This is a genomic window from Pseudomonas sp. RA_15y_Pfl1_P11, assembly GCF_963970975.1.
In the GTDB taxonomy this organism is placed as follows: Bacteria; Pseudomonadota; Gammaproteobacteria; order Pseudomonadales; family Pseudomonadaceae; genus Aquipseudomonas; species Aquipseudomonas tritici.
Window position 1 is genome coordinate 22,598 of the sequence record NZ_CAXAOY010000013.1, and the last position, 22,428, is coordinate 45,025.

At 60.4% G+C, this 22,428-nt stretch carries 22 protein-coding genes; 11 read left to right on the top strand and 11 right to left on the bottom strand.

Annotation, left to right across the window (positions count from 1 at the left end; translation table 11 throughout):
* The first annotated feature begins 172 nt into the window (after positions 1-172).
* Positions 173-727: a tetratricopeptide repeat protein gene (locus AACY44_RS17005; protein ID WP_339416902.1), complete on the top strand. Its 555-nt coding sequence runs from the start codon at positions 173-175 to the stop codon at positions 725-727.
* 122 nt (positions 728-849) lie between these two features.
* On the opposite strand, the gene AACY44_RS17010 is transcribed toward AACY44_RS17005, so the two are convergent.
* Entirely contained in the window at positions 850-1,176 is a 327-nt protein-coding gene (locus tag AACY44_RS17010; RefSeq protein ID WP_003236992.1) for a DUF1820 family protein, read from the bottom strand.
* Positions 1,177-1,307: 131 nt separating this feature from the next.
* On the opposite strand from AACY44_RS17010, the gene miaB reads away from it, so the two are divergent.
* The 5 genes from miaB (at position 1,308) to lnt (ending at position 7,001) form a co-directional block, all read left to right on the top strand.
* Positions 1,308-2,636 carry a tRNA (N6-isopentenyl adenosine(37)-C2)-methylthiotransferase MiaB gene (gene miaB / locus AACY44_RS17015; RefSeq protein WP_339416903.1) on the top strand — a complete coding sequence of 443 codons (1,329 nt, stop codon included), beginning with the start codon at positions 1,308-1,310 and terminating at the stop codon, positions 2,634-2,636.
* Between the two features lie 231 nt (positions 2,637-2,867).
* Positions 2,868-3,872, top strand: coding sequence for a PhoH family protein (locus AACY44_RS17020; RefSeq protein WP_339416904.1), 1,005 nt, complete (start codon positions 2,868-2,870; stop codon positions 3,870-3,872).
* The gene (gene ybeY, locus AACY44_RS17025; protein WP_339416905.1) at positions 3,865-4,323 is read left to right on the top strand and encodes an rRNA maturation RNase YbeY; all 459 of its coding nucleotides are present in this window, start codon (positions 3,865-3,867) and stop codon (positions 4,321-4,323) included. Before AACY44_RS17020 ends, ybeY begins: the two co-directional genes overlap by 8 nt.
* A 41-nt stretch (positions 4,324-4,364) precedes the next feature.
* Positions 4,365-5,204 carry an HlyC/CorC family transporter gene (locus AACY44_RS17030; protein ID WP_339416906.1) on the top strand — a complete coding sequence of 280 codons (840 nt, stop codon included), beginning with the start codon at positions 4,365-4,367 and terminating at the stop codon, positions 5,202-5,204.
* 273 nt (positions 5,205-5,477) lie between these two features.
* Positions 5,478-7,001, top strand: a complete 1,524-nt coding sequence (gene lnt / locus AACY44_RS17035) for an apolipoprotein N-acyltransferase (protein ID WP_339427990.1) — start codon at positions 5,478-5,480, stop codon at positions 6,999-7,001.
* A 129-nt stretch (positions 7,002-7,130) separates the two neighbouring features.
* Here the strand turns inward: lnt and AACY44_RS17040 are convergent, their stop codons facing one another.
* The gene (locus AACY44_RS17040) at positions 7,131-7,892 is read right to left on the bottom strand and encodes a YdcF family protein (RefSeq protein WP_339530716.1); all 762 of its coding nucleotides are present in this window, start codon (positions 7,890-7,892) and stop codon (positions 7,131-7,133) included.
* 96 nt (positions 7,893-7,988) lie between these two features.
* Positions 7,989-8,306 carry a hypothetical protein gene (locus AACY44_RS17045; RefSeq protein WP_339416910.1) on the bottom strand — a complete coding sequence of 106 codons (318 nt, stop codon included), beginning with the start codon at positions 8,304-8,306 and terminating at the stop codon, positions 7,989-7,991.
* Between the two features lie 262 nt (positions 8,307-8,568).
* Between AACY44_RS17045 and leuS the strand changes: the two genes are divergently transcribed.
* From leuS to AACY44_RS17070, 5 genes are all read left to right on the top strand, one after another.
* Complete coding sequence (gene leuS / locus AACY44_RS17050; protein WP_339416911.1) at positions 8,569-11,175, top strand: leucine--tRNA ligase; 2,607 nt, start codon at positions 8,569-8,571, stop codon at positions 11,173-11,175.
* An 88-nt stretch (positions 11,176-11,263) separates the two neighbouring features.
* Positions 11,264-11,869 (top strand): LPS-assembly lipoprotein LptE, encoded by a 606-nt coding sequence (locus tag AACY44_RS17055; protein ID WP_339416913.1) that lies wholly within the window; start codon positions 11,264-11,266, stop codon positions 11,867-11,869.
* 39 nt (positions 11,870-11,908) lie between these two features.
* Positions 11,909-12,946, top strand: coding sequence for a DNA polymerase III subunit delta (gene holA, locus AACY44_RS17060; RefSeq protein WP_339416914.1), 1,038 nt, complete (start codon positions 11,909-11,911; stop codon positions 12,944-12,946).
* Between the two features lie 221 nt (positions 12,947-13,167).
* Positions 13,168-13,332: an alternative ribosome rescue factor ArfA gene (arfA, locus tag AACY44_RS17065; RefSeq protein ID WP_003176285.1), complete on the top strand. Its 165-nt coding sequence runs from the start codon at positions 13,168-13,170 to the stop codon at positions 13,330-13,332.
* 61 nt (positions 13,333-13,393) lie between these two features.
* The gene (locus AACY44_RS17070) at positions 13,394-14,719 is read left to right on the top strand and encodes a lytic murein transglycosylase (protein ID WP_339437550.1); all 1,326 of its coding nucleotides are present in this window, start codon (positions 13,394-13,396) and stop codon (positions 14,717-14,719) included.
* 112 nt (positions 14,720-14,831) lie between these two features.
* Here AACY44_RS17070 and AACY44_RS17075 read toward each other — a convergent pair whose 3' ends face one another.
* From AACY44_RS17075 to rodA, 8 genes are all read right to left on the bottom strand, one after another.
* Entirely contained in the window at positions 14,832-15,752 is a 921-nt protein-coding gene (locus AACY44_RS17075) for a S66 peptidase family protein (RefSeq protein ID WP_339416917.1), read from the bottom strand.
* A gap of 153 nt (positions 15,753-15,905) precedes the next feature.
* Positions 15,906-16,907 (bottom strand): lipoyl synthase, encoded by a 1,002-nt coding sequence (gene lipA, locus AACY44_RS17080; protein WP_162490596.1) that lies wholly within the window; start codon positions 16,905-16,907, stop codon positions 15,906-15,908.
* A 26-nt stretch (positions 16,908-16,933) separates the two neighbouring features.
* Complete coding sequence (gene lipB / locus AACY44_RS17085) at positions 16,934-17,581, bottom strand: lipoyl(octanoyl) transferase LipB (protein WP_339416919.1); 648 nt, start codon at positions 17,579-17,581, stop codon at positions 16,934-16,936.
* Positions 17,581-17,856 carry a DUF493 domain-containing protein gene (locus tag AACY44_RS17090; RefSeq protein ID WP_065891172.1) on the bottom strand — a complete coding sequence of 92 codons (276 nt, stop codon included), beginning with the start codon at positions 17,854-17,856 and terminating at the stop codon, positions 17,581-17,583. The genes lipB and AACY44_RS17090 overlap by 1 nt, the downstream gene beginning before the upstream one ends.
* A gap of 83 nt (positions 17,857-17,939) precedes the next feature.
* A complete protein-coding gene (locus tag AACY44_RS17095; protein WP_339416921.1) occupies positions 17,940-19,097 on the bottom strand; it encodes a D-alanyl-D-alanine carboxypeptidase family protein in 1,158 nt (385 codons plus the stop codon).
* 180 nt (positions 19,098-19,277) lie between these two features.
* Positions 19,278-20,276, bottom strand: coding sequence for a septal ring lytic transglycosylase RlpA family protein (locus AACY44_RS17100; protein ID WP_339416923.1), 999 nt, complete (start codon positions 20,274-20,276; stop codon positions 19,278-19,280).
* Entirely contained in the window at positions 20,276-21,286 is a 1,011-nt protein-coding gene (gene mltB / locus AACY44_RS17105) for a lytic murein transglycosylase B (RefSeq protein ID WP_339416925.1), read from the bottom strand. The genes AACY44_RS17100 and mltB overlap by 1 nt, the downstream gene beginning before the upstream one ends.
* A 17-nt stretch (positions 21,287-21,303) precedes the next feature.
* Positions 21,304-22,407: a rod shape-determining protein RodA gene (gene rodA, locus AACY44_RS17110; protein ID WP_339417049.1), complete on the bottom strand. Its 1,104-nt coding sequence runs from the start codon at positions 22,405-22,407 to the stop codon at positions 21,304-21,306.
* Between the last annotated feature and the right edge of the window lie 21 nt (positions 22,408-22,428).

The window sequence follows — 22,428 nt, forward strand, 5'->3', positions numbered from 1 at the left end:
TGAAGAGATTTCCGAGTTTTTTCGAGAAATCACCTGCAATCCGGCAGATAACTTGCCCAACCAGCAGAAAAACGAGTAAAGACTTTGTAAGCAGAGGCCTGCTTATTTCATAATGCGCGCTTATTGGATCCCACGAGGGTCCGCGTGCCCCGTCAGAGGTAAGTCGATTCCCATGAAACGCACCGGCCGCACCCTGGTTCTGGGCTGCCTGTTGCTCCTTCAGCCGCTGCTGGCACATGCACAAGCAGGCGGCAACTCGTTGTTAATCCCAGCGATGGGTCGTTGCACCCTCAATACCCAGCCAGACAGCCAGGCCGAAGCGCTGAGCGCGTGCCAGAAACAGGCCGAGGACGGGAATGCGCAGGCGCAATACGAGTTGGGTGAGTACTTCCACGACAGCAAAAACCCCGCCCGCGACCTCAACAAGGCCTTGAGCTACTTCGAGAAAGCCTCGTTGCAGGGCCACGCCCAGGCGCAGTTCCAGCTGGGTACCATGTTCTTCAAGGGCGAAGGTGTGCCGGCCAATAACGTCCAGGCGTATATCGTGCTGAAAATGGCGGCGGTCAACGGTGCGGAAGATGCGCTGGATACGGCCGACGAAGTGGCCGAGCACATGCAGCGTGATGAATTGGAACTGGCGACCCAGGTGCTGGGGCAGATTTTCCGCAACTACTTGCAAGAGCTGCAGAGTGCCGATGGGCGCTCGCCTTTCTCACCCCTGCCCTGACTCAGCTAAACCCGTCTACCGCCATCGCAGGCAAGCCAGCGCCCACAGTTGACCGAGTTCCAACTGTGGGATGCATTAAAATGTAGGGCTTGCCTGCGAAGGGCGCGACACGGTCTGAAGCCCTACTTCTCAGGCATCGGCATCGGAAACGGCATGACATTGCTCACGCCCCGCGCTTCGCTGATTTTCGGCGTGCCCAGGCGCTCGACTTCATCGATGCGCACAATCGAATGCATCGGCACAAAACTGCGCACCACGCCTTCGAACTGAGCCTTGAGCTTCTCTTCGCCCGGGTCGACGACCAACTGGGTGCGCTCGCCAAAGACGAACTCTTCCACCTCCAGGAAACCCCACAGATCGCTCTGATAGATCTGCTTGGCGTACATTTCGAACACCTGGCCCTGGTTGAGGAAAATCACCTTATAGATTGGAGCTTCACGTTTGGTCATGGTGGGCGAGCAACACATCGGGGATATAAAAGAGGGCGCGAACTATAGCATGGCGCCCGATGCACAACGCTAGGAACCAATGGGCATGCCCTCTATAATGGGCGGTTCTTTACCACCAGTTGACGATTCCCATGGCCAAGAAGCTTTATATCGAAACCCACGGTTGCCAGATGAACGAGTACGACAGCTCGCGCATGGTCGACCTGCTGGGCGAACACCAGGCCCTGGAAGTCACCGCCCGCGCCGAAGATGCCGACGTGATCCTGCTCAATACCTGCTCGATCCGCGAACGCGCTCAGGACCGTGTGTATTCACAACTGGGCCGCTGGCGTGAATTGAAACTGGCCAACCCGGAGATGGTGATCGCCGTCGGCGGTTGTGTGGCCAGCCAGGAAGGTGCCGCGATCCGCGACCGCGCACCCTATGTCGACGTGGTCTTCGGCCCACAGACCCTGCACCGCCTGCCGGAAATGATCGACGCGGCGCGCATCACCAAGCTGCCGCAGGTCGACGTGTCCTTCCCGGAGATCGAAAAGTTCGACCACTTGCCCGAGCCCCGTATCGATGGGCCAAGCGCCTACGTGTCGGTGATGGAAGGCTGCAGCAAGTACTGTACGTTCTGCGTAGTGCCCTACACTCGCGGTGAAGAAGTCAGCCGGCCGTTTGACGATGTCATGTCGGAAATCATCCACTTGGCCGAAAACGGCGTGCGCGAAGTGACGCTGCTGGGCCAGAACGTCAACGGCTATCGCGGCCTGACCCACGATGGCCGCCTGGCCGACCTGGCGGAGCTGATCCGCGTGGTCGCCGCCGTGGACGGTATCGAGCGCATTCGCTACACCACCTCGCACCCGCTGGAGTTCTCCGACAGTCTGATCCAGGCTCACGCCGAGGTGCCGGAGCTGGTCAAACACCTGCACCTGCCGGTGCAATCGGGCTCGGACCGCATCCTGTCGGCGATGAAGCGCAACCATACGGCGCTGGAATACAAATCCAAACTGCGCAAATTGCGCGCGGCGGTGCCGGGTATCTGCATCAGCTCGGACTTTATCGTTGGCTTCCCCGGTGAAACCGAGAAAGACTTTGAGCAGACCATGAAGCTGATCGAAGACGTCGGTTTCGACTTCTCCTACTCGTTCGTCTACAGCCAGCGCCCCGGCACCCCGGCGGCCGACTTGCTGGACGAAACCCCGGAAGCACTGAAAAAAGAGCGCTTGAACGCGCTGCAACACCGCTTGAACCAGCAGGGTTTCGAGATCAGCCGACAAATGGTCGGTTCCACCCAGCGGATCCTGGTCACCGATTACTCGAAAAAAGATCCGGGCGAACTGCAAGGGCGTACTGAAAACAACCGCATCGTAAACTTCCGTTGCGATAATCCGACCTTGATCGGCCAGTTTGCCGATGTGCACATTGATGCCGCGCAGCCCCATTCGTTGCGTGGTTCTTTGATCAACTGACAATCCCAGGATAAATGTGGACCAAATGTGGGAGCTGGCTTGCCTGCGATAGCGATGTAACAGGCGACATCTCTTTTGAATGTGCAGGCCCCATCGCAGGCAAGCCAGCTCCCACAGTCGTTATTTGTAGTTCTTGAGAGTGAGGCCAGTCCATTTAAGTGCTTTCGCACACAGGCGGCTGGCGTTATTCTCTATTTCACCTCAACAGCCAAAGGGCGGCTAAAAGCGACCTTGAACGCACCCATAGCAGAACCCCATCGTTTTCTCCTCGAGCCCTTTGAGGCTCGCCGTTTCGCCAATCTGTGCGGACAGTTCGACGAGCACCTGCGCCTGATCGAACAACGCCTGGGCATCGAGATCCGCAACCGCGGCAATCAGTTCGAGCTCATTGGTGAGGCCCAATACACCAAATCTGCAGAAAACCTGCTGCGTCGGCTCTACCGCGAAACCAAGGGTAGCGAGCTGTCGCCGGAAACCGTGCACCTGTATTTGCAGGAATCGGCTGTGGAAGATTTGGCCAACAACCCCGTGGCCGAAGCCAGCGTGGCCCTGCGAACCAAAAAAGGCATGATTCGCCCAAAGGGCTTGAATCAGCAGAAGTACGTCAAGGCAATCCTCGGTAACGACATCAACTTCGGCATCGGCCCTGCGGGTACCGGCAAGACCTACCTGGCCGTGGCCTGCGCGGTCGACGCACTGGAGCGCGAGCAAGTGCGCCGCATCCTGCTGGTTCGCCCGGCGGTCGAGGCCGGGGAAAAACTCGGATTCCTGCCCGGTGACCTGGCGCAGAAGATCGACCCGTACCTGCGCCCGCTCTACGACGCGCTTTACGAGATGCTCGGCTTTGAATACGTGGCCAAGCTGATCGAACGCCAAGTGATTGAGATCGCCCCGCTGGCCTACATGCGCGGCCGCACCTTGAGCAACAGCTTCATCATCCTCGACGAAAGCCAGAACACCACGGTCGAGCAGATGAAGATGTTCCTGACCCGCATCGGGTTCGGCTCCACGGCCATTATCACCGGCGACATTACCCAGGTTGACCTGCCCAAGGGCACGAAGTCGGGCCTGAGCCATGTGATTGAAGTGCTAAAAGACGTGCCGGGTATCAGTTTCACGCATTTCTCGCCCAAGGACGTGGTGCGCCACCCGCTGGTGCAGCGCATTGTCGAAGCCTACGAGCGCTTCGAACACCGTGACGACGGTTTGTCCAAGGACACTCGCCGCGATGCTTGAGCTAGACCTGCAGCTGGCAACCGAAGCGCCCTCGCCCAGCGAAGAGCAGTTCCGCCAATGGTGCGCGCTGGCCCTGCGCCAGCGCACCGCTGATTCGGAACTGACCATTCGCCTGGTCGACGAGCCCGAAGGCCGCGAATTGAACCACACCTGGCGCCAGAAGGATTACGCGACCAACGTACTGTCCTTCCCCGCCGACGTACCCGATGAACTGCTGGATATCCCGCTACTGGGCGACCTGGTCATCTGTGTCGCGGTGGTGGAGCGCGAGGCCAAGGAACAAGGCAAGGAACTTGAAGCCCATTGGGCCCATCTAGTCATCCACGGCTGCTTGCATCTCTTGGGTTACGACCATATAGACGATGACGAAGCCTGCGAGATGGAAACACTGGAACAAACGTTGCTTGCAGAACTGGGTCATCCAGACCCGTATGCAGACGACGAAGTTTAAAAACACTCAACTGTCACACTAAAGGATTCAGAGTAATCGCTATGAGCGAAGACCGATCGAGCAACGGGCAGAAGTCATGGCTGGGTAAAATCACCCAGGCTTTTGCCCACGAGCCGAAAAACCGTCAGGAGCTGCTTGAGCTACTGCGCGAGGCCCATCAGAACAAGTTGCTGGACAGCGAAGCGCTGGCTATCGTCGAGGGCGCCATTCAGGTGGCTGACCTGCAAGTACGCGACATCATGGTCCCGCGCTCGCAGGTGATCAGCATCAAGGCGACCCAGACCCCACGGGAATTCCTCCCGGCCGTGATCGACTCGGCGCACTCGCGCTACCCGGTGATCGGTGAAAGCCATGACGACGTCATGGGTGTCCTGCTGGCCAAGGATTTGCTGCCGTTGATCCTCAAGGAGAACGGTGACAACTTCAACATCAAGGACCTGCTGCGTCCGGCCACCTTCGTGCCTGAATCCAAGCGCCTGAACGTGCTGCTGCGCGAATTCCGCGCCAACCACAATCACATGGCCATTGTGATCGACGAATACGGCGGCGTCGCCGGCCTGGTCACCATTGAAGACGTGCTGGAACAGATCGTTGGCGACATCGAAGACGAACACGACGTCGAAGAAGACAGCTACATCAAGCCGCTGCCCAGCGGTGACTTCCTGATCAAAGCGTTGACGCCGATCGAAAACTTCAACGAGTTCTTCGACAGCGAATTCTCCGACGATGAGTTCGACACCGTGGGTGGCCTGGTGATGAGTGCGTTCGGGCATCTCCCAAAACGTAACGAAACCACCGAGATCGGCGCGTATCGCTTCCGTATCCTGAATGCGGACAGCCGCCGTATCCACCTGATCCGCCTAACACCTATTGCCCGCTAAGGAAGGGGTGGGTCATCAGCTATTTACTGTGTCGCGTTGCTCCTGAGCGCGGGCCAGGCAAGGCGCAGGCCGCAGGGAACGGCATTCCCTTTTCAAGGCCTGCAACGCAGCATGGCCCGCTCTCAGGGGCAACCCGTAGGGCCGGGCCTGCTGCGACATAGGGCTGCGTTACGCGTCGTTCATTTGGAAAAACCAAACTACACTCCTCGCGCCTTGCCCTGTGCCGCAGCAGGCCCGGCGCGACACAGGAAATAGCTGATGACCCACCCCTACGTGCGCCGTCTCACCTCACCCGGCTGGCCCGGTAATTTGCTGGCCGTGGTGGCTGGCGCCATCACCACCCTGGCGCTGGCACCGTTCGATCTGTGGCCATTTGCACTGGTAGCGGTCGGATTGTTCTATGTGGGACTGCGAGACCTGAGCCCCCGCCAGGCCTTGGGCCGTGGCTGGTGCTTCGGTTTTGGCCTGTTTGGCGCGGGCACCAGTTGGATCTATTACAGCATCCACCATTTCGGCGGTGCCTCGGTGCTGCTGGCTGGCTTCTTGATGTTGCTGTTTACAGCCGCCATCGCCTGGTTCTTCGCCCTGCCCGCCTGGTTATGGGCGCGCTGGTTGCGTCGCAATGAAGCGCCGTTGGCGGATGCACTGACGTTTGCGGCGTTGTGGGTCGGTCAGGAAGCGTTTCGCGGCTGGTTCCTCACCGGTTTCCCGTGGCTGTACTCCGGTTACAGCCAGCTCGACGGTCCGCTCACAGGCTTGGCGCCAGTGGGCGGCATGTGGCTGATTTCCTTTGCGCTGGCGCTGACGGCAGCCCTGCTGTGCAACCTGCCGCGCCTGTTGGCCACTAAGCGCAACGCGTTTATCGGCGCAGGCCTGGTATTGCTGGTGGCGCCTTGGGCCATCGGCCTGGCACTCAAGCATCACGCCTGGACCAGCCCGTCTGGGGCGCCACTGAGCGTCGCAGCCATTCAGGGCAATGTCGAACAAAGCATGAAGTGGGACCCGGAGCAGCTCAATGCACAGCTTGCGCTGTACCGCGACATGAGTTTGAGCTCAAAGCGTGTCGACCTGCTGGTATGGCCGGAGACGGCGGTGCCGGTGCTCAAGGAGTCTGTCGAAGGCTACCTGGGCATGATGGGCAAGTTCGCCGCCGACCGGCACACGGCGCTGATTACCGGTGTACCGATCCGCCAGGAAGTGCACCACCAGAAGCGCTACTTCAACGGCATCACCGTGGTGGGCGAAGGCGATGGCACCTACCTCAAGCAGAAGCTCGTGCCCTTTGGCGAATACGTGCCGCTGCAGGACATGCTGCGGGGGCTAATTGCCTTCTTTGACCTGCCGATGTCGGACTTCGCCCGTGGCCCTGCCGACCAGGCCATGCTACAGGCCAAGGGCTATCAGATTGCGCCGTTCATTTGCTACGAAGTGGTGTACCCGGAGTTCGCCGCAGGCCTCTCGGCCCAGAGTGATCTGTTACTGACCATCAGCAACGACACCTGGTTCGGCCGCTCCATCGGCCCTTTGCAACACCTGCAAATGGCGCAGATGCGTGCACTGGAAGCCGGCCGCTGGATGATCCGTGCTACCAACAATGGCGTGACCGGCCTGATCAACCCATATGGGCAGATCACCGTGCAGATCCCCCAGTTTGAGCGCGGCATTCTCTATGGTGAAGTGGTGCCGATGCACAACCTCACGCCGTACCTGCAATGGCGCTCGTGGCCGTTGATCATTGTGTGCCTGGGGCTGTTTGGCTGGGCGCTGCTGGCCGGTCGTATGTCCAAAACCGTCTAACAGACAAACACATAACAATGTGGGAGCTGGCTTGCCTGCGATAGCGGACTGCCAGCCAACACATCTGCTAGCTGACACACCGCTATCGCAGGCAAGCCAGCTCCCACAATTGGCCTGCGGTGTTGCGAGTTACCGATAAAACAACCGGTAGCCTATCTGCCCCACCGCTTCATTGATCAACTGCCCGCTCTGCCACACCGACTTGAACTCCGGCATCCAACCACCCAGCGGTCTGGCATTGTCTACGCTCAGGAACCCCACTGGCGCAGGCACCACGGTGAAGCCAGCCTTTTCAAAACTCCACACCGCACGCGGCATGTGCCAGGCCTGAGTCACTACCACTACGCGTTTGACGCCCTCGGGTAGCAGAATCTCAGCACTCATCTGCGCATCTTCCCACGTGGTGCGGCTGCGCTCTTCCTCCCAGCGCACCGTCACACCGAAGTCATCGCGCATCGAGACCGACATCAATTCTGCCTCGCTTGGCGGCGTGCCGTAATGCAGGCCGCCAGTGGTCAGCACCGGCAGCCCGGAGGCCTTGGCCAATCGTGAGGCATACCGCTGGCGCTCCAGACCGATACCGGTGGGCTGGTCGACGCCCCAGGCCGGGTCGCCGCGCTCGCGCCCCGAACCCAACACCACAATGGCGTCGGCGCGCTGAGCCAGTGTCGACCAGTCTTCTCGCGCCAGCGGTGGCTCGGTTTCCAGGACCCGTGCGCCCCACTCCACCATCACCGGCAGGCTGATCAGCCACATGCCGCCAAAACCCAGGGCAAAGCAGCAACCCGCCAAGCGTGGCCGGCTGCGACGAAACCACCAGGCAAACGCCAGCAGCAGCAAGAGAATGCCGGGCGGCAGGAGCAATTGTTTAATGAAATAACGAATAGGCATCGGGCATCTCCATAGATGCCCGAAGCCTAAGGTGTAACGGGGTTTAGCGACAATCCTTACAGTGCAGCGCGATGATACGTTCAGGGGGGCAATGAACTACTTGTAGCGGGCGGACCGAAGCTTTTGCGGGCCACGACCGGCCGACAAGTCCTTGAGCCACACCACCTTGGCTGAGTGCGTAGGCTCCCCTGCTGGCGGGTTTGCCACCGAGGGAGGCGCACTGCGCCCATTGCGTTCCAAATAGGCCTCGATCAGTTCCAGTTCTGCGCGGCTCAAACCACGCAGTTCCAACTCAACAGGCCGCTCATCACGCAATCGGCCGGCTGTTCTCGCTGCATCCAATACACGACCCAATCGGTCGATCAGTCCTTCGTAGATATCCGGTTTCGATACGATTCGCTGCGATTCAACCATCCCCTCACCTCATTGAAGATAAGACTTACTCCCCAATAAACAGCGTAGCCCCCATGGCTGCCCCTGCCTGCCGCCGCGACAGACGGCCCTGCCGGCGCAATCAGGGTTTCCCTCGATAGAGTGGGGTCATGTATGCTACGGCGCTTCCTGTAACTCCACTTCCCGCAGGGTTTGGGCACGGACGCGCCGCTTTTTGGTGTCGATCAACCTGAACGTTGCACCGAAGAGGATTAGGCCACCCCTATTCAGTTCAAAAGTAGCCATGCACGAACAATATCAGCCCCGTGAAATAGAAAATGCCGCCCAAGCCTTTTGGGACGAGCAAAAGTCCTTTGAAGTCAGTGAACAGCCAGGCAAGGAGACTTTCTATTGCCTATCGATGTTCCCTTATCCCAGCGGCAAGCTACACATGGGGCACGTGCGCAACTACACCATCGGTGACGTGATTTCCCGCTACCAGCGCATGCAAGGCAAGAACGTCCTGCAACCCATGGGTTGGGATGCCTTCGGCATGCCGGCGGAAAACGCCGCGATGAAAAACAACGTGGCGCCTGCCAAGTGGACCTACGAAAACATCGCCTACATGAAGAACCAGCTGCGCAGCCTGGGCTTGGCGGTGGATTGGTCCCGCGAAGTGACCACCTGCAAGCCGGACTACTACCGCTGGGAACAATGGTTGTTCACGCGTCTGTTCGAAAAAGGCGTGATCTACAAAAAGAGCGGTACCGTGAACTGGGACCCGATCGACCAGACCGTGTTGGCCAACGAACAGGTGATCGACGGTCGCGGCTGGCGCTCCGGCGCGCTGATCGAAAAGCGCGAAATCCCGATGTACTACTTCAAGATCACCGCCTACGCGGATGAACTTTTGTCGAGCCTCGACGACCTGCCGGGCTGGCCTGAACAGGTCAAGACCATGCAACGCAACTGGATCGGCAAGTCCAAGGGCATGGAAGTGCAGTTCCCGTATAACGTCGATTCGATCGGCGCAGCGGGCGCGCTCAAAGTGTTTACTACCCGTCCGGACACCCTGATGGGCGCGACTTACGTCGCCGTGGCAGCCGAACACCCGCTGGCCACCCAGGCAGCCCAGAACAACCCTGAGCTGCAGGCGTTCATCGCCGAATGCAAAGGCGGCAGCGTGGCCGAAGCCGACGTCGCCACCCAAGAGAAAAAAGGCCTGCCGACCGGGCTGTTTGTTGAACATCCATTGACGGGCGAAAAGCTGCCGGTATGGGTCGCCAACTATGTGCTGATGCACTACGGCGATGGCGCCGTAATGGCTGTGCCGGCTCACGACGAGCGCGATTTCGAATTCGCCACCAAGTACAACCTGCCAATCAAATCCGTGGTGCGCACCCGCGCGGGCGACACCAACCCGGCCCCGTGGCAAGACGCCTACGGCGAGCATGGTGAACTGATCAACTCCGGCGAATTTGACGGCCTGGACTTCCAGGGCGCGTTCGACGCGATCGAAGTCGCGCTGATCAAAAAGAACCTCGGTGCATCGCGCACCCAGTTCCGCCTGCGCGACTGGGGCATCAGCCGCCAGCGCTACTGGGGCTGCCCGATCCCGATCATCCACTGCGAAAGCTGTGGCGATGTGCCGGTACCGGAAGACCAACTGCCGGTGGTCCTGCCGGAAGACGTGGTGCCGGATGGCGCCGGTTCGCCACTGGCGCGCATGCCCGAGTTCTACGCGTGCAGCTGCCCGAAATGCGGCGCGCCTGCCAAGCGTGAAACCGACACCATGGACACCTTCGTCGAGTCCTCGTGGTACTACGCCCGCTACGCCTCGCCACACTATGAAGGCGGCCTGGTCGAAAAGTCCGCAGCCGACCATTGGTTGCCGGTGGACCAGTACATCGGCGGTATCGAACACGCCATCCTTCACCTGCTGTACGCGCGCTTCTTCCACAAGCTGATGCGCGACGAAGGCCTGGTGAGTTCGGATGAGCCGTTCAAGAACCTGCTGACCCAGGGCATGGTGGTCGCCGAGACTTACTACCGCCGTGAAGCCAACGGCGCCTACACTTGGTTCAACCCGGCCGACGTCGAGCTTGAGCGCGACAGCAAAGCCAAGGTCATCAGCGCCAAGCTGATCGCCGACGGCCTGCCCGTGGAAATCGGCGGCACCGAGAAGATGGCCAAGTCGAAAAACAACGGCGTTGACCCACAGTCGATGATCGACCAGTTCGGCGCCGACACCTGCCGTCTGTTCATGATGTTCGCCTCGCCGCCTGACATGAGCGCCGAATGGTCTGACTCTGGCGTCGAAGGCTCGCACCGCTTCCTCAAGCGCGTCTGGCGCCTGGCGCATGCCCACATCAGCCAGGGCTTGCCGGGCAAACTGGACGTAGCGGCGTTGAGCGACGAGCAGAAACTCATTCGACGCAGCACCCACCTGGCCATCAAGCAAGCCAGCCAGGACGTGGGCCAGCACCACAAATTCAACACCGCCATCGCCCAGGTGATGACGCTGATGAACGTGCTGGAAAAAGCGCCGCAAGCCACTGAACAGGATCGCGCGCTGATACAGGAAGGCCTGGAAACGGTCACACTGCTGCTGGCCCCGATCACGCCGCACATCAGCCACGACTTGTGGAACCGTCTGGGCCACAGCGGCGCCGTCATCGACGCGCGCTGGCCGGTGCAGGATGACAGCGCCCTGGTACAGGACACGCTGCAACTGGTGATCCAGGTCAACGGTAAACTGCGTGGCCAGATCGACATGCCAGCCAGCGCCAGCCGCGAAGACGTCGAAGCGGCTGCGCGCATCAACGAAAACGTGCTGCGTTTTACCGAAGGCCTGACGATCCGCAAAGTGATCGTAGTGCCTGGCAAACTGGTCAATATCGTCGCTAGCTAATCGGATCGGGCGCAGGGCTTGAGCCCTGCGCCGAACAAAGCCTTCAGGGCCTCGATAAGGCCCACATGGTTTCAAGGGGAGCAACAAAATGATCAAACGCAATTTGCTGGTTATGGGCCTTGCCGTGTTGCTGAGCGCTTGCGGCTTCCAGCTGCGCGGTACCGGCACCCACGAAATGGCGATCAAGGAACTGGACGTCAGTGCCCGCGACGCCTACAGCGAAACAGTGACCCAGCTGCGTCAGGTCCTGGAGAACAGTGGCGTTCACGTCTACACCGGCGCGACCTACAAGCTGTTCCTGGCCAATGAAAAACAAACCCAGCGTAACCTCAGCTATGCCAGCGCCGGGCGTGCGTCCGATATCGAACTGAGCACCGTGCTCAGCTTTGAAATCCAGGGCCACGACCACCTGCCATTGATGGGTGACGACATCCAGATTCAGAAAGTCGTTAGCCACGACGGCAACAACCTGGTGGGTTCGGACTCCGAAATCATTCAGGTGCGTAAGGAGATGCGTCGCGAACTGGTCCAGCGCATGGTGCTGCGCCTCTCGCTGATCACCCCGGAACAACTGGAAACCCTGCAGCAACGCGCTGACGACAAGGCCAAGGCTGATGCCGACGCACTGAAAGCCGCCAAAGAGTACGAAGACAACACGCCGAAACAATCGCCTGTTGAAGTACCTGTCGAGTAAGCCAGACGGGGCGCCCCTGGCGCCCCGTTTACACTGCCTATGAAACTCGCCCCCGCCCAACTCGCCAAACACCTGCAAGGTGGCCTTGCGCCTGTCTACATCGTCAGCGGTGATGACCCGTTGCTGTGCCAGGAAGCCGCCGACGCCATCCGCACCGCCGCACGCCAGCAAGGTTTCGATGAACGCCAGGTCTTCAGCGCCGACGCCAGTTTCGACTGGGGCACGTTGCTGCAAGCCGGCGCGAGCATGTCGCTGTTTGCCGAAAAGCGCCTGTTGGAACTGCGCCTGCCTTCGGGCAAGCCGGGTGACAAGGGTGCCGCCGCCTTCATTGAGTACTGTTCACGACCTGCCGAAGACACGGTCTTGCTGATCAGCCTGCCCAAGCTTGATGGCAGCGCCCAGAAAACCAAGTGGGGCAAGGCACTGGTCGAAGGGGCTCAGACCCAGTTCATCCAGATCTGGCCAGTCGACAGCAACCAGTTGCCGCAATGGATTCGCCAACGCCTGGCACAATCGGGGCTGTCGGCGACCCAGGATGCGGTGGAGCTGATCGCCGCCCGGGTCGAAGGCAACTTGCTTGCCGCAGCCCAAGAGATCGAAAAGCTCAAGCTGATGGCCGAAGACGGGCAAATCACCGTTGAGACCGTCCAGGGCGCGGTGGCCGACAGTGCGCGCTTTGATGTGTTCGGGCTGGTGGATGCCATCCTCAATGGCGAACCCGCCCATGCCCTGCGCATGCTTGAGGGCTTGCGCGGCGAAGGCGTAGAGCCGCCGGTGATTCTCTGGGCCCTTGCGCGAGAATTGCGGGTGCTGGCCAACATTGCCCTGCAATACAGCCAGGGCACGCCGCTGGACAAAGCGTTCAGCCAAGCCCGGCCACCGGTCTGGGACAAACGCAAACCCTTGATGAGCAAGGCCCTGCAACGGCACTCGGCACAACGCTGGGCGCAGCTTTTGCTGGAAGCGCAGCGCATCGATGCGCAGATCAAGGGCCAGGCAGCGGGATCGCCGTGGATGAGCTTGAGCCGTTTGTCGCTGTTGATGGCCGGCCAGCGCCTGACACTGCCTGCTGAATAACACTTTCTAAAACACCACCTTCCCCTGTGGGCGCCGGGCTTGCCCGCGATGCAGGCACCTCGGTTTTTCAGATGCATGGAGGTGATGCTATCGCAGGCAAGCCACACATTAACCGTACTTACTTCAGCTTGCGAAAGCGCCTACACATCGCTGGGCTTTACAGCGGGTGAACTTCGGCCGATCATTTGCGCCGTTCCATCCACCCCATGAGAGTAACCATCATGAGCAAAAAGCCATCCAAGCATGGCCCCAACAAGGCCAAATCCATCATCGCCCAGCCACTGTTCCGCAGCCGTCAGGAACGCGCCGGCAAGGGCAAAGGCAGCTACCGCCGCGAAGCCTTCCAGTCTAATAGCTGGGAGGCTTCTTACTTTCTGGCTGCCTGAAGGCAAGCGCCCCTCTGACATGATAAGGTCTGCACCTGATTTGTAATCTCTGGACCTGTGCATGCCCTCTAGTCTTCCCCGTCGTTGGCACCTTCGCCAATTGATCGCTGCCTCCAGCCTCATTCTGCTAGTCGCCTGCGCGGAGAAACCGACCGCCGCCGACGCTCAACCACTGCCAAAGTTACAGACCGCCCCGGTGGTAGCGCCCGCTGTCGTGGCCCCGCTGGCGGTGGACAATCTTGATATCCAACCGACCCAGACCTTTGCCGAATGGCAGGCTGGCTTTCGCGTGCAAGCCCTGCAGGCCGGCATCACCGAAGCTGTGTTCGACAACGCTTTCGCCAACGTCACCCCTGATATGGCGGTCATCCGCGCCGACCGCAGCCAGCCGGAATTTTCCCGCCCCGTGTGGGAATACCTCGACGGCGCCCTCTCGCCGGTGCGCGTGCGTAATGGCCAGGCATTGTTGAACAAATACGCCGATATCCTGCAAAGCATCGAGCAACGTTATGGCGTCGACCGCCAGGCGCTGGTGTCGGTGTGGGGCATGGAAAGCAATTTCGGACAGTTCCAGGGCAATAACTCGGTGATTCGTTCGCTGGCGACCCTGGCCTATGAAGGCCGTCGCCCAGCATTCGCCCAGGCGCAACTGTTGGCAGCGCTGCAGATCATCCAGCACGGCGACATCCAGGCAGACCAGATGAAAGGGTCCTGGGCCGGCGCCATGGGCCAGACCCAATTTATCCCGACCACCTACAACACCCATGCCGTCGACTTCGATGGCGACGGTCGCCGCGACATCTGGAACAGCCCAGCGGACGCGCTCGCCTCCACCGCGCACTACCTGCAAAGCTCCGGCTGGCAGAAAGGCCAGCCATGGGGCTTCGAGGTGAAACAACTGCCGGCGAACTTCGATTACGCCCTGGCCGATGGCGGCATTCGCAAGACAGTCGCCGAATGGCTGAAACTTGGTATCCAACTGCCACCGGGCGCCACCATGCCGCCCAACGCCGACCAGCTGTCAGCCGCCCTGCTGTTGCCGGCGGGCTACCGTGGCCCGGCGTTCCTGGTGCTGGATAACTTCCGCGCAATCCTCAGGTACAACAACTCGTCGTCCTACGCGCTGGCGGTTGGCCTGTTGTCGGAAAGGTTCGGTGGCGGTGGTGTAATTCGTGGTGACTGGCCGAAGGATGAGCTGCCGCTGAGTCGCTCCCAGCGTATCGACTTGCAGACAGCGCTGAGTGCCAACGGCTATGACGCGGGGAACCCGGACGGGATCATCGGCGCCAATACGCGCAAGGCGATTCGTGCGGCGCAGCAAGCGCTGCGCTGGCCGGCGGATGGGTATCCGACGGTGAAGCTGCTGGAATCGTTGCAGAACAGGTAGACCCTTGTAGGCGACTACCGCCATCGCAGGCAAGCCAGCCCCAACAGTTGGAATGCATTTCCCTGAGGGAGCTGGCTCGCCTGCGATGACTGCCTGGCAGGCGATATCAAACTCAGTCCTTGAAGACCACATCCTGCTCCAACACCACCCGCTGTTCCCCCGCCTCCAACCTAACCAACGCGCCCATCGGCAACGTCAGGTTCGGATCACAATGCCCACTGCGCCAGCCGGACAATACCGGAATGCACAGCGGTTCAAAGGTCTGCTTGAGCAGCCGCTCCAACGCATCCTTGTCCACACCCGCCACATCCCCCACCAGCACACCCGCAACCTGGGCCAGCTTGCCTGCCAGGCGCAGGTGCGTGAGCAGACGGTCGATGCGGTAGAGGGGCTCGTTGACGTCTTCGATAAACAGGATGATGCCCTCAGCATCCATCTCGTAGGGCGTGCCCATGACAGCCGCGATCATCGACAGATTGCCGCCCAGCAAACGCCCGCAGGCGACGCCCGGTTCAATCGTAGTCAGCGGGTAAGCCACCGGGTGTATCAACTGGCTACCAGCACTCAGTTGGCCGCGCAGCAGACTGAACAGCGAGGCTTCGGTGGGTTGTTGCTTATCGCCCAGCAGATCGGCATTGAGCATCGGCCCGTGGAAGGTCACGAAGCCGGCATATCGGCTGATCGCTAGGTGCAGAGCGGTGATGTCGCTATAACCTACGAACGGCTTGGGATGGGCGCGTAGCAGGTCGAAATCCAGGCTATCAAGCAGACGCGGCGTGCCGTAGCCGCCGCGCAGGCAGAAGATGGCGTCGATTTCAGGGTCGGCAAAGGCTTTATGGAGGTCGTTGAGGCGGACTTTATCGCTGCCGGCCAGGTAGCCGTCGCGCTCATAGACGCCAGGGAAGATTCGCAGGTCGTAACCGTGGGCGCGCATCCATTGGTCGGCCTTTTCGAAGTCCAGCGTGGCGGGGCCGGCGGGAGCGATCAGGGCGATGGTGCCTTCGGCTCGCAAGGCAGGTACGGCAATGCTCATCCACAACTCTCCTTGGCAGACGCGGAACGAAATGTGGGAGCGGGCTTGCTCGCGAAGGCGCAGTGTCAGTCAATAAATCAGGTGACTGAAAAACACCGCCTTCGCGAGCACGCCCGCTCCCACATTGGATCAGCGGTGTTGGCCAAATCTGTATTACGACACCAGGCTAGCCTTGACCAGCTTGGCCTGTTCGTCCGCATGGTATGACGAACGCACCAACGGCCCCGACGCAACGTTCTTGAAGCCCATCTTGTAACCTTCCTCGGCGAACCAGGCGAAGGTGTCCGGGTGCACGAAACGCTGCACCGGCAAGTGGCTGCGGGACGGTTGCAGGTACTGGCCCAGTGTCAGCATGTCGATATCGTGTTCGCGCATGCGCTGCATGACTTCGATCACTTCTTCGTCGGTCTCGCCCAGGCCCAGCATCAGGCCGGATTTGGTCGGAATGTGCGGCATCATTTGCTTGAATTTCTGCAGCAGGGTCAGCGACCACTGGTAGTCCGAACCCGGGCGCGCGGCCTTGTACAAGCGTGGCACGGTTTCCAGGTTGTGGTTGAACACATCCGGCGGCTCGGCAGCGGTGATTTCCAGCGCCACGTCCATACGGCCACGGTAGTCCGGCACCAGGGTTTCGAGCATGACGTTCGGCGACAACTTGCGGATTTCGCGGATGCAGTCGGCAAAGTGCTGGGCACCGCCGTCACGCAGGTCGTCGCGGTCAACCGAGGTGATCACCACGTACTTGAGCTTAAGGTCGGCAATGGCGATGGCCAGGCTTTCCGGCTCGTTGACGTCCAGTGGCTTCGGACGGCCGTGGCCCACGTCGCAGAACGGGCAACGACGGGTGCAGATGTCACCCATAATCATGAAGGTGGCGGTGCCGCCGGAGAAGCACTCGCCTAGGTTTGGGCAGGACGCTTCTTCGCACACGCTGTGCAGCTTGTGTTTGCGCAGCAGGGCCTTGATACGGTCGACTTCCGGCGAAACCGGGATGCGCACGCGGATCCAGTCAGGCTTCTTCGGCAGTTCGGTGGTCGGAATGATCTTCACCGGAATGCGTGCAACCTTCTCGGCGCCGCGCAGCTTGACGCCGGCTTCCACCTTGGCACGCGGGGCCGGGGCCGCACGGTCGGTAACGTCCACCGTCGGGATCATGGTTTGCACTGCATCAGTAGTCATAATCAGTCGATTCCGCCCGTGAGGGTCGTCTGCTCAGCATAGTCGAGGTGTTTGACGAGCTGCTCACGCAGCCGGGCACTTACCTCGGCAAATTTAATCGGTGTGGCGTGATCACTCAGTTGCGTCATCGCCAACCCGGCATAGCCACATGGGTTGATCCGCCGGAACGGGGCCAGGTCCATGTCCACGTTCAAGGCCAAGCCATGGAAGGAACAGCCGTGGCGAATCCGCAGCCCCAGGGAGGCGATTTTCGCGCCGTCCACATAAACACCCGGCGCATCCGGCTTGGCCGCGGCGGTCACGCCGTAACTGGCCAACAGCTCGATCAGGCAAGCCTCCATGCGGCTGACGAGGTCGCGCACGCCGAACCCTAGCTTGCGCACATCCAGCAACAGATAAGCGACAAGCTGACCGGGCCCATGGTAAGTCACTTGGCCACCTCGGTCGACCTGCACCACCGGAATATCCCCCGGCAGAAGCAAGTGCTCGGCCTTGCCGGCCTGGCCCTGGGTAAATACCGGCGGATGTTCCACCAGCCAGATTTCATCGGGGGCCGACGTGCCGCGCTCGTTAGTGAACCGCTGCATGGCGTGCCAGACGGGCGCGTAGTCCATCCGGCCGAGCTCGCGAAAGCCCAGGACCTGTGACATCACAACACCATGTGCACGAAGCCAGTGGCCCGCAGTTCACTGTTGATGTCGTAGAGCTGGTCTTGCCCCGTCGCAACGATGTGCAACTGGATCGTGGTGTATTTGCCTGTGGAGCTGGATCGCTCGTCCACACGCTCATCATTGATCGTGGCGTGCTTGCGCACGATCTCAAGGATCAAGTCTTTGCGGCCTACGCCGGTGTCGCTGATGATCTTGATGGGATAGTCCACCACCGGGAATTCGATCTTTGGCGCCTTTACTTCGGTATCGGTCATGGCGTAACGGCCTCGTAAGCGTAAGCCTTGGCGACAACAAAGCCCCGCGTCGGATCAACGCGGGGCTTTGCAGATGCACACTATCAGTTGAACAAGCCGTAGAAGAATAGACGGATGCTATCCCACACGCGGCGGAAGATACCACCCTCGTCGACGGCATCCAGGGCGATCAGGTCGGCGCTGTGCACCACCTTGTCGTCCAGCTTCACTTCGACTTTACCGATCACATCGCCCTTGGCGATTGGCGCAACCAATTGCGGGTTCATGGTCATGCTGGCAGCGAGCTTTTTCAGCTGGCCTTTAGGCATGGTCAGGGTCAGGTCTTCAGCCAGGCCGGCCTTGACTTGGGAGGTAGCGCCCTTCCAAACCGGCGCGGTCGCCAGTTCAGCACCCTTCTGGTAGAAGGTCTGGGTTTCGAAGAAGCGGAAACCGTAGGTCAGCAGTTTTTGCGTTTCGGCCGCACGGGCCTGCTCGCTGTTGGTGCCGAAGACCACGGCGATCAGGCGTTGGCCGTCACGTACAGCGGACGACACCATGCAGTAGCCGGCTTCTTCGGTGTGGCCGGTTTTCAGACCATCAACGGTCTTGTCGCGCCACAGCAGCAGGTTGCGGTTAGGTTGCTTGATGTTGTTCCAGTAGAACTCTTTCTGGGAGTAGATCGCGTAGTGCACCGGGTCGATACGAATGATCGCGCGCGCCAGGATTGCCATGTCGTGAGCCGACGAGTAGTGCTCTGGGTTCGGCAGACCGGTCGGGTTCATGAAGTGGCTGTTGGTCATGCCCAGGTCAGTCGCCGTCTTGTTCATCATGTCGGCGAACGCGTCTTCGCTGCCGGCGATGTGCTCGGCCAGGGCGACGCTGGCGTCGTTACCGGACTGGATGATGATGCCGTGCAGCAGGTCGCTTACAGTCACCTGCGAACCGACCTTGATGAACATCCGCGAGCCGCCGGTACGCCAGGCGTTTTCGCTGACGGTCACCGGATCGTTCTCGCCGATCTGGCCGCGACGGATTTCCAGGGTCGCGATGTAGGCGGTCATCAGTTTGGTCAGGCTGGCCGGTGGCAGGCGCTGGTCACCGTTGCTCTCGACCAGCACGTTGCCACTGGCAGCATCCATGAGAACCCAGGACTTGGCGGCCAGTTGCGGGGAAGCCGGCACCATTTCAACGGCCCAGGCGGCCGGGGTGATGATCAGCGAAAGAAGCAGGCACGTGCGTTTGGCTAAGGTGGTGATGTTCATCCGTCTCTCGAAATTGCTTATGGAAACTTGCCCTCGCGGGCAAAACTCATTCAGGCAGCCCGTTGCCAGACTGTCGCGTATTCGGTTGCCCGCTCACCCCTTGCCCCTGGGTTTTTATTGTCAAACGAGCCAACAACCACAGCTCTGACCCGCGCACGAGCCAGAACCATCAATTCTCTGTTATTCGGCGGTAACCACGCTGGGTTGCCCCAGGTTGGCCATGCGCACGCTGTTCTGCACTTGCGCGACTTCGCTCGGCGAGCCTATCGGCCCCATCCGCACGCGATGCAGGGTCTGCTGGTTACGCACGATGGAGCTGATAAAAACCGGCGCGTTGACCATCCCGCTCAGCTTGGACCTTAACAGTTCTGCCGCATCCGGGTTGGCGAAAGCGCCGACCTGCAGGTATTGCCCGCCCGCGACGGCAGCGCCTGGTGCAGCCCTGGGTACGACGACGGTGTCCGGAGCATGCTGCTGCGGCGGAGGCGTCCACTGCTCGACCTTGCCCGTTGAGGCGGTCACTTGCGGCTGCTGGGTTTGCGGCTCATTGAGCATCAGCGGCGCTGGCTTGCCGCGCTGGGCCCAATATTGCGCCGGGTCGATACCTTCAACCTTCACGCGCGCAGTACCGGTTTCGGCATAACCGAGTTTCTTCGCGGCAGCGTACGACAAGTCGATGATGCGGTCCGAATAGAACGGCCCGCGGTCGTTGACTCGCAGGATCACCGTGCGGTTGTTGTCCAGGTTGGTCACGCGTACGTAGCTGGGCAGCGGCAGGGTCTTGTGGGCCGCGCTCATGCCGTACAGGTCATACACTTCGCCGTTGGCGGTGTTCTGGCCATGGAATTTGGTGCCATACCAGGACGCTGTACCCGATTGGACGTACGTCTTGGATTCCTGCAGGGGGAAGTAGCTTTTGCCCAGCACGGTATAAGGGTTCGCCTTATACGGGCCGGTGTGCAGGGTCGGCGTGGCGTCCGGGATCTTCGACACGTCGACGTCCCACCACGGCGCGCCATCTTTGTGCGCGCGGTTGATGTCCAGGCCCGGCTGGGCACGGACAACCGTGCCCCCGGCCTTCTGCGCCGGACCACGACTGGTGGAACAACTGACGACCAGCAGGGACAACGCGGCGAACGCCACCAGCTTGAGCGGTTTATTGAACGGCGATGCCCGCATTACTTGTTGCCCCGTGCTTGGACCAGCATGTCTGACAGCTGATGCACGGCCATGGCGTACATCACACTGCGGTTATAACGCGTGATTGCGTAGAAATTCTTCAGGCCCATCCAGTATTCAGGGCCATTTTCGCCTTCAAGACGGAACGCCGTCACCGGCAGATCATCAGGCAGCGCATTCTGACTCGACCAGCCCAGCGCCCGCAACTCCCCGACCGTCTTGGCCGGCTCTATGCCTTGGGTCAGGCCTTCGTCGGCGCGATCCCCCGTGACATCGGCGCGGATCACCACCGGTTCGCCGCCGACCCAGCCATGACGCTTGAAGTAGCTGGCCACACTGCCGATGGCATCGTCCGGATTGCTCCAGATATTGATATGCCCATCACCGTCAAAGTCAACGGCATAGGCGCGGAAGCTGCTCGGCATGAACTGCGGCAAGCCCATCGCACCCGCGTAGGAACCCTTGAGGCTCAGCGGGTCGGCCTGCTCTTCGCGAGCCAGCAGCAGGAATTCGCGCAGCTCCTTGCGGAAGAAGTCGGCGCGCGGCGGGTAATCGAAGCCCAGGGTCGACAAGGCGTCGATCACCCGGTAACTGCCGGTATTGCGCCCGTAAAAGGTTTCGATGCCAATGATCGCGACAATGACCTGAGCTGGCACACCGTATTCCTGCTCGGCGCGGGCCAGTACTGCCTCATGCTGACGCCAGAAGTCCACACCCCGCGCCACGCGGGCGTCGGTGAGGAACATCGGGCGATACTCCTTCCACTGCTTCACGCGTTCGGCAGGGCGAGAAATGGCGTCGAGGATCGACTGTTTTTTCTGGGCTTCGCGGAACACGCCCATCAGTTGCTCACCGGCGAAACCATAGTCGCGGGTCATTTCACCGACAAACTCGGCGACCTGGGGTGAACCATCGTAGTCACCGGCCCGCGCCTCTTGCGTTGCGCCCAGCAGCCCAATCAGACCCATCCAGGACGCATGCCGAGTCGCCCAGCCGCGCATTACTTGCATTGACATCTTCACCTTATTCAAACCTGTGCGATCCATTTGCGATGCGTATGAATCGACATCAAAACCCCAAACGCTGACATCAATGTCACCAGCGAAGTTCCGCCGTAGCTAATGAACGGCAACGGCACCCCAACAACCGGCAACAGGCCACTGACCATACCGATGTTGACGAAAACGTAAACAAAAAAAGTCATGGTCAGTGCGCCGGCCAGCAATTTTCCGAACAACGTCTGCGCCTGCGCGGTGATCACCAGGCCGCGACCAATCAACAGCAAATAGATCAGGAGCAACGCGCAAATGCCCACCAGGCCAAACTCTTCGCCCAGTACCGCAATAATGAAGTCGGTGTGGCTCTCGGGCAAAAAGTCCAAGTGCGATTGGGTGCCCAGCAACCACCCCTTACCAAATACGCCGCCGGAACCGATGGCGGCCTTCGACTGGATGATGTTCCAGCCGGTGCCGAGCGGGTCGCTTTCAGGGTCGAGGAAGGTCAGGATTCGCTGCTTCTGGTAGTCATGCATAAAGAAGAACCACATGGCCACGGCCACGGGCACGGCGGCAGCCAGCACGCTGAGGATCCAGCGCCAGCGCAAACCGCCCATGAACAGCACAAAGGCACCGCCCGCCAGGATCAGCAGCGAGGTGCCGAGGTCGGGCTGGCGCACGATCAGCACAAACGGCACGCCAATCAGGATCAGGCTGATCCCCACATGTTTGAGCTGCGGCGGCAAGGTGCGCTTGGACAAGTACCAGGCGATGGTTGCCGGCATCAGAATCTTCATGAATTCCGACGGCTGGAAGCGAATCACCCCCGGAATGTTGATCCAGCGCGTCGCGCCCATGGCGTTGTGGCCCATCACGTCCACGACCACCAGCAGCAACACCCCGACGACGTAGCCCAGCGGCACCCAACGCGCCATGAACCGTGGCTCAAGCTGGGCGATCACGACCATCGACAACAGGCCCAGGCCGAACGACGACGCTTGCTTGATCAGCAGGTCCCAGTTCTTGCCGCTGGCCGAGTACAGGACGAACAGGCTGCCCGCTGCCAATGTCAGCAACAGGATCAGCAACGGGCCATCAATGTGAATGCGTTGCAGAAACGTCGCACGACGACGCATCACGTCCTCGCTGGAGAGGAT

What these genes read in the sequence shown, in the direction of transcription:
- miaB (WP_339416903.1), top strand. Translation starts at nt 1,308, where the DNA reads ATGGCCAAGAAGCTTTATATCGAAACCCACGGTTGCCAGATGAACGAG.
- AACY44_RS17055 (WP_339416913.1), top strand. Translation starts at nt 11,264, where the DNA reads ATGATCAAACGCAATTTGCTGGTTATGGGCCTTGCCGTGTTGCTGAGC.
- AACY44_RS17005 (WP_339416902.1), top strand. Translation starts at nt 173, where the DNA reads ATGAAACGCACCGGCCGCACCCTGGTTCTGGGCTGCCTGTTGCTCCTT.
- arfA (WP_003176285.1), top strand. Translation starts at nt 13,168, where the DNA reads ATGAGCAAAAAGCCATCCAAGCATGGCCCCAACAAGGCCAAATCCATC.
- rodA (WP_339417049.1), bottom strand. Translation starts at nt 22,407, where the DNA reads ATGCGTCGTCGTGCGACGTTTCTGCAACGCATTCACATTGATGGCCCG.
- AACY44_RS17070 (WP_339437550.1), top strand. Translation starts at nt 13,394, where the DNA reads ATGCCCTCTAGTCTTCCCCGTCGTTGGCACCTTCGCCAATTGATCGCT.
- AACY44_RS17030 (WP_339416906.1), top strand. Translation starts at nt 4,365, where the DNA reads ATGAGCGAAGACCGATCGAGCAACGGGCAGAAGTCATGGCTGGGTAAA.
- AACY44_RS17045 (WP_339416910.1), bottom strand. Translation starts at nt 8,306, where the DNA reads ATGGTTGAATCGCAGCGAATCGTATCGAAACCGGATATCTACGAAGGA.
- lipA (WP_162490596.1), bottom strand. Translation starts at nt 16,907, where the DNA reads ATGATCCCGACGGTGGACGTTACCGACCGTGCGGCCCCGGCCCCGCGT.
- AACY44_RS17075 (WP_339416917.1), bottom strand. Translation starts at nt 15,752, where the DNA reads ATGAGCATTGCCGTACCTGCCTTGCGAGCCGAAGGCACCATCGCCCTG.
- holA (WP_339416914.1), top strand. Translation starts at nt 11,909, where the DNA reads ATGAAACTCGCCCCCGCCCAACTCGCCAAACACCTGCAAGGTGGCCTT.
- ybeY (WP_339416905.1), top strand. Translation starts at nt 3,865, where the DNA reads ATGCTTGAGCTAGACCTGCAGCTGGCAACCGAAGCGCCCTCGCCCAGC.
- leuS (WP_339416911.1), top strand. Translation starts at nt 8,569, where the DNA reads ATGCACGAACAATATCAGCCCCGTGAAATAGAAAATGCCGCCCAAGCC.
- AACY44_RS17095 (WP_339416921.1), bottom strand. Translation starts at nt 19,097, where the DNA reads ATGAACATCACCACCTTAGCCAAACGCACGTGCCTGCTTCTTTCGCTG.
- AACY44_RS17090 (WP_065891172.1), bottom strand. Translation starts at nt 17,856, where the DNA reads ATGACCGATACCGAAGTAAAGGCGCCAAAGATCGAATTCCCGGTGGTG.
- mltB (WP_339416925.1), bottom strand. Translation starts at nt 21,286, where the DNA reads ATGCAAGTAATGCGCGGCTGGGCGACTCGGCATGCGTCCTGGATGGGT.
- AACY44_RS17100 (WP_339416923.1), bottom strand. Translation starts at nt 20,276, where the DNA reads ATGCGGGCATCGCCGTTCAATAAACCGCTCAAGCTGGTGGCGTTCGCC.
- AACY44_RS17040 (WP_339530716.1), bottom strand. Translation starts at nt 7,892, where the DNA reads ATGCCTATTCGTTATTTCATTAAACAATTGCTCCTGCCGCCCGGCATT.
- lipB (WP_339416919.1), bottom strand. Translation starts at nt 17,581, where the DNA reads ATGTCACAGGTCCTGGGCTTTCGCGAGCTCGGCCGGATGGACTACGCG.
- AACY44_RS17010 (WP_003236992.1), bottom strand. Translation starts at nt 1,176, where the DNA reads ATGACCAAACGTGAAGCTCCAATCTATAAGGTGATTTTCCTCAACCAG.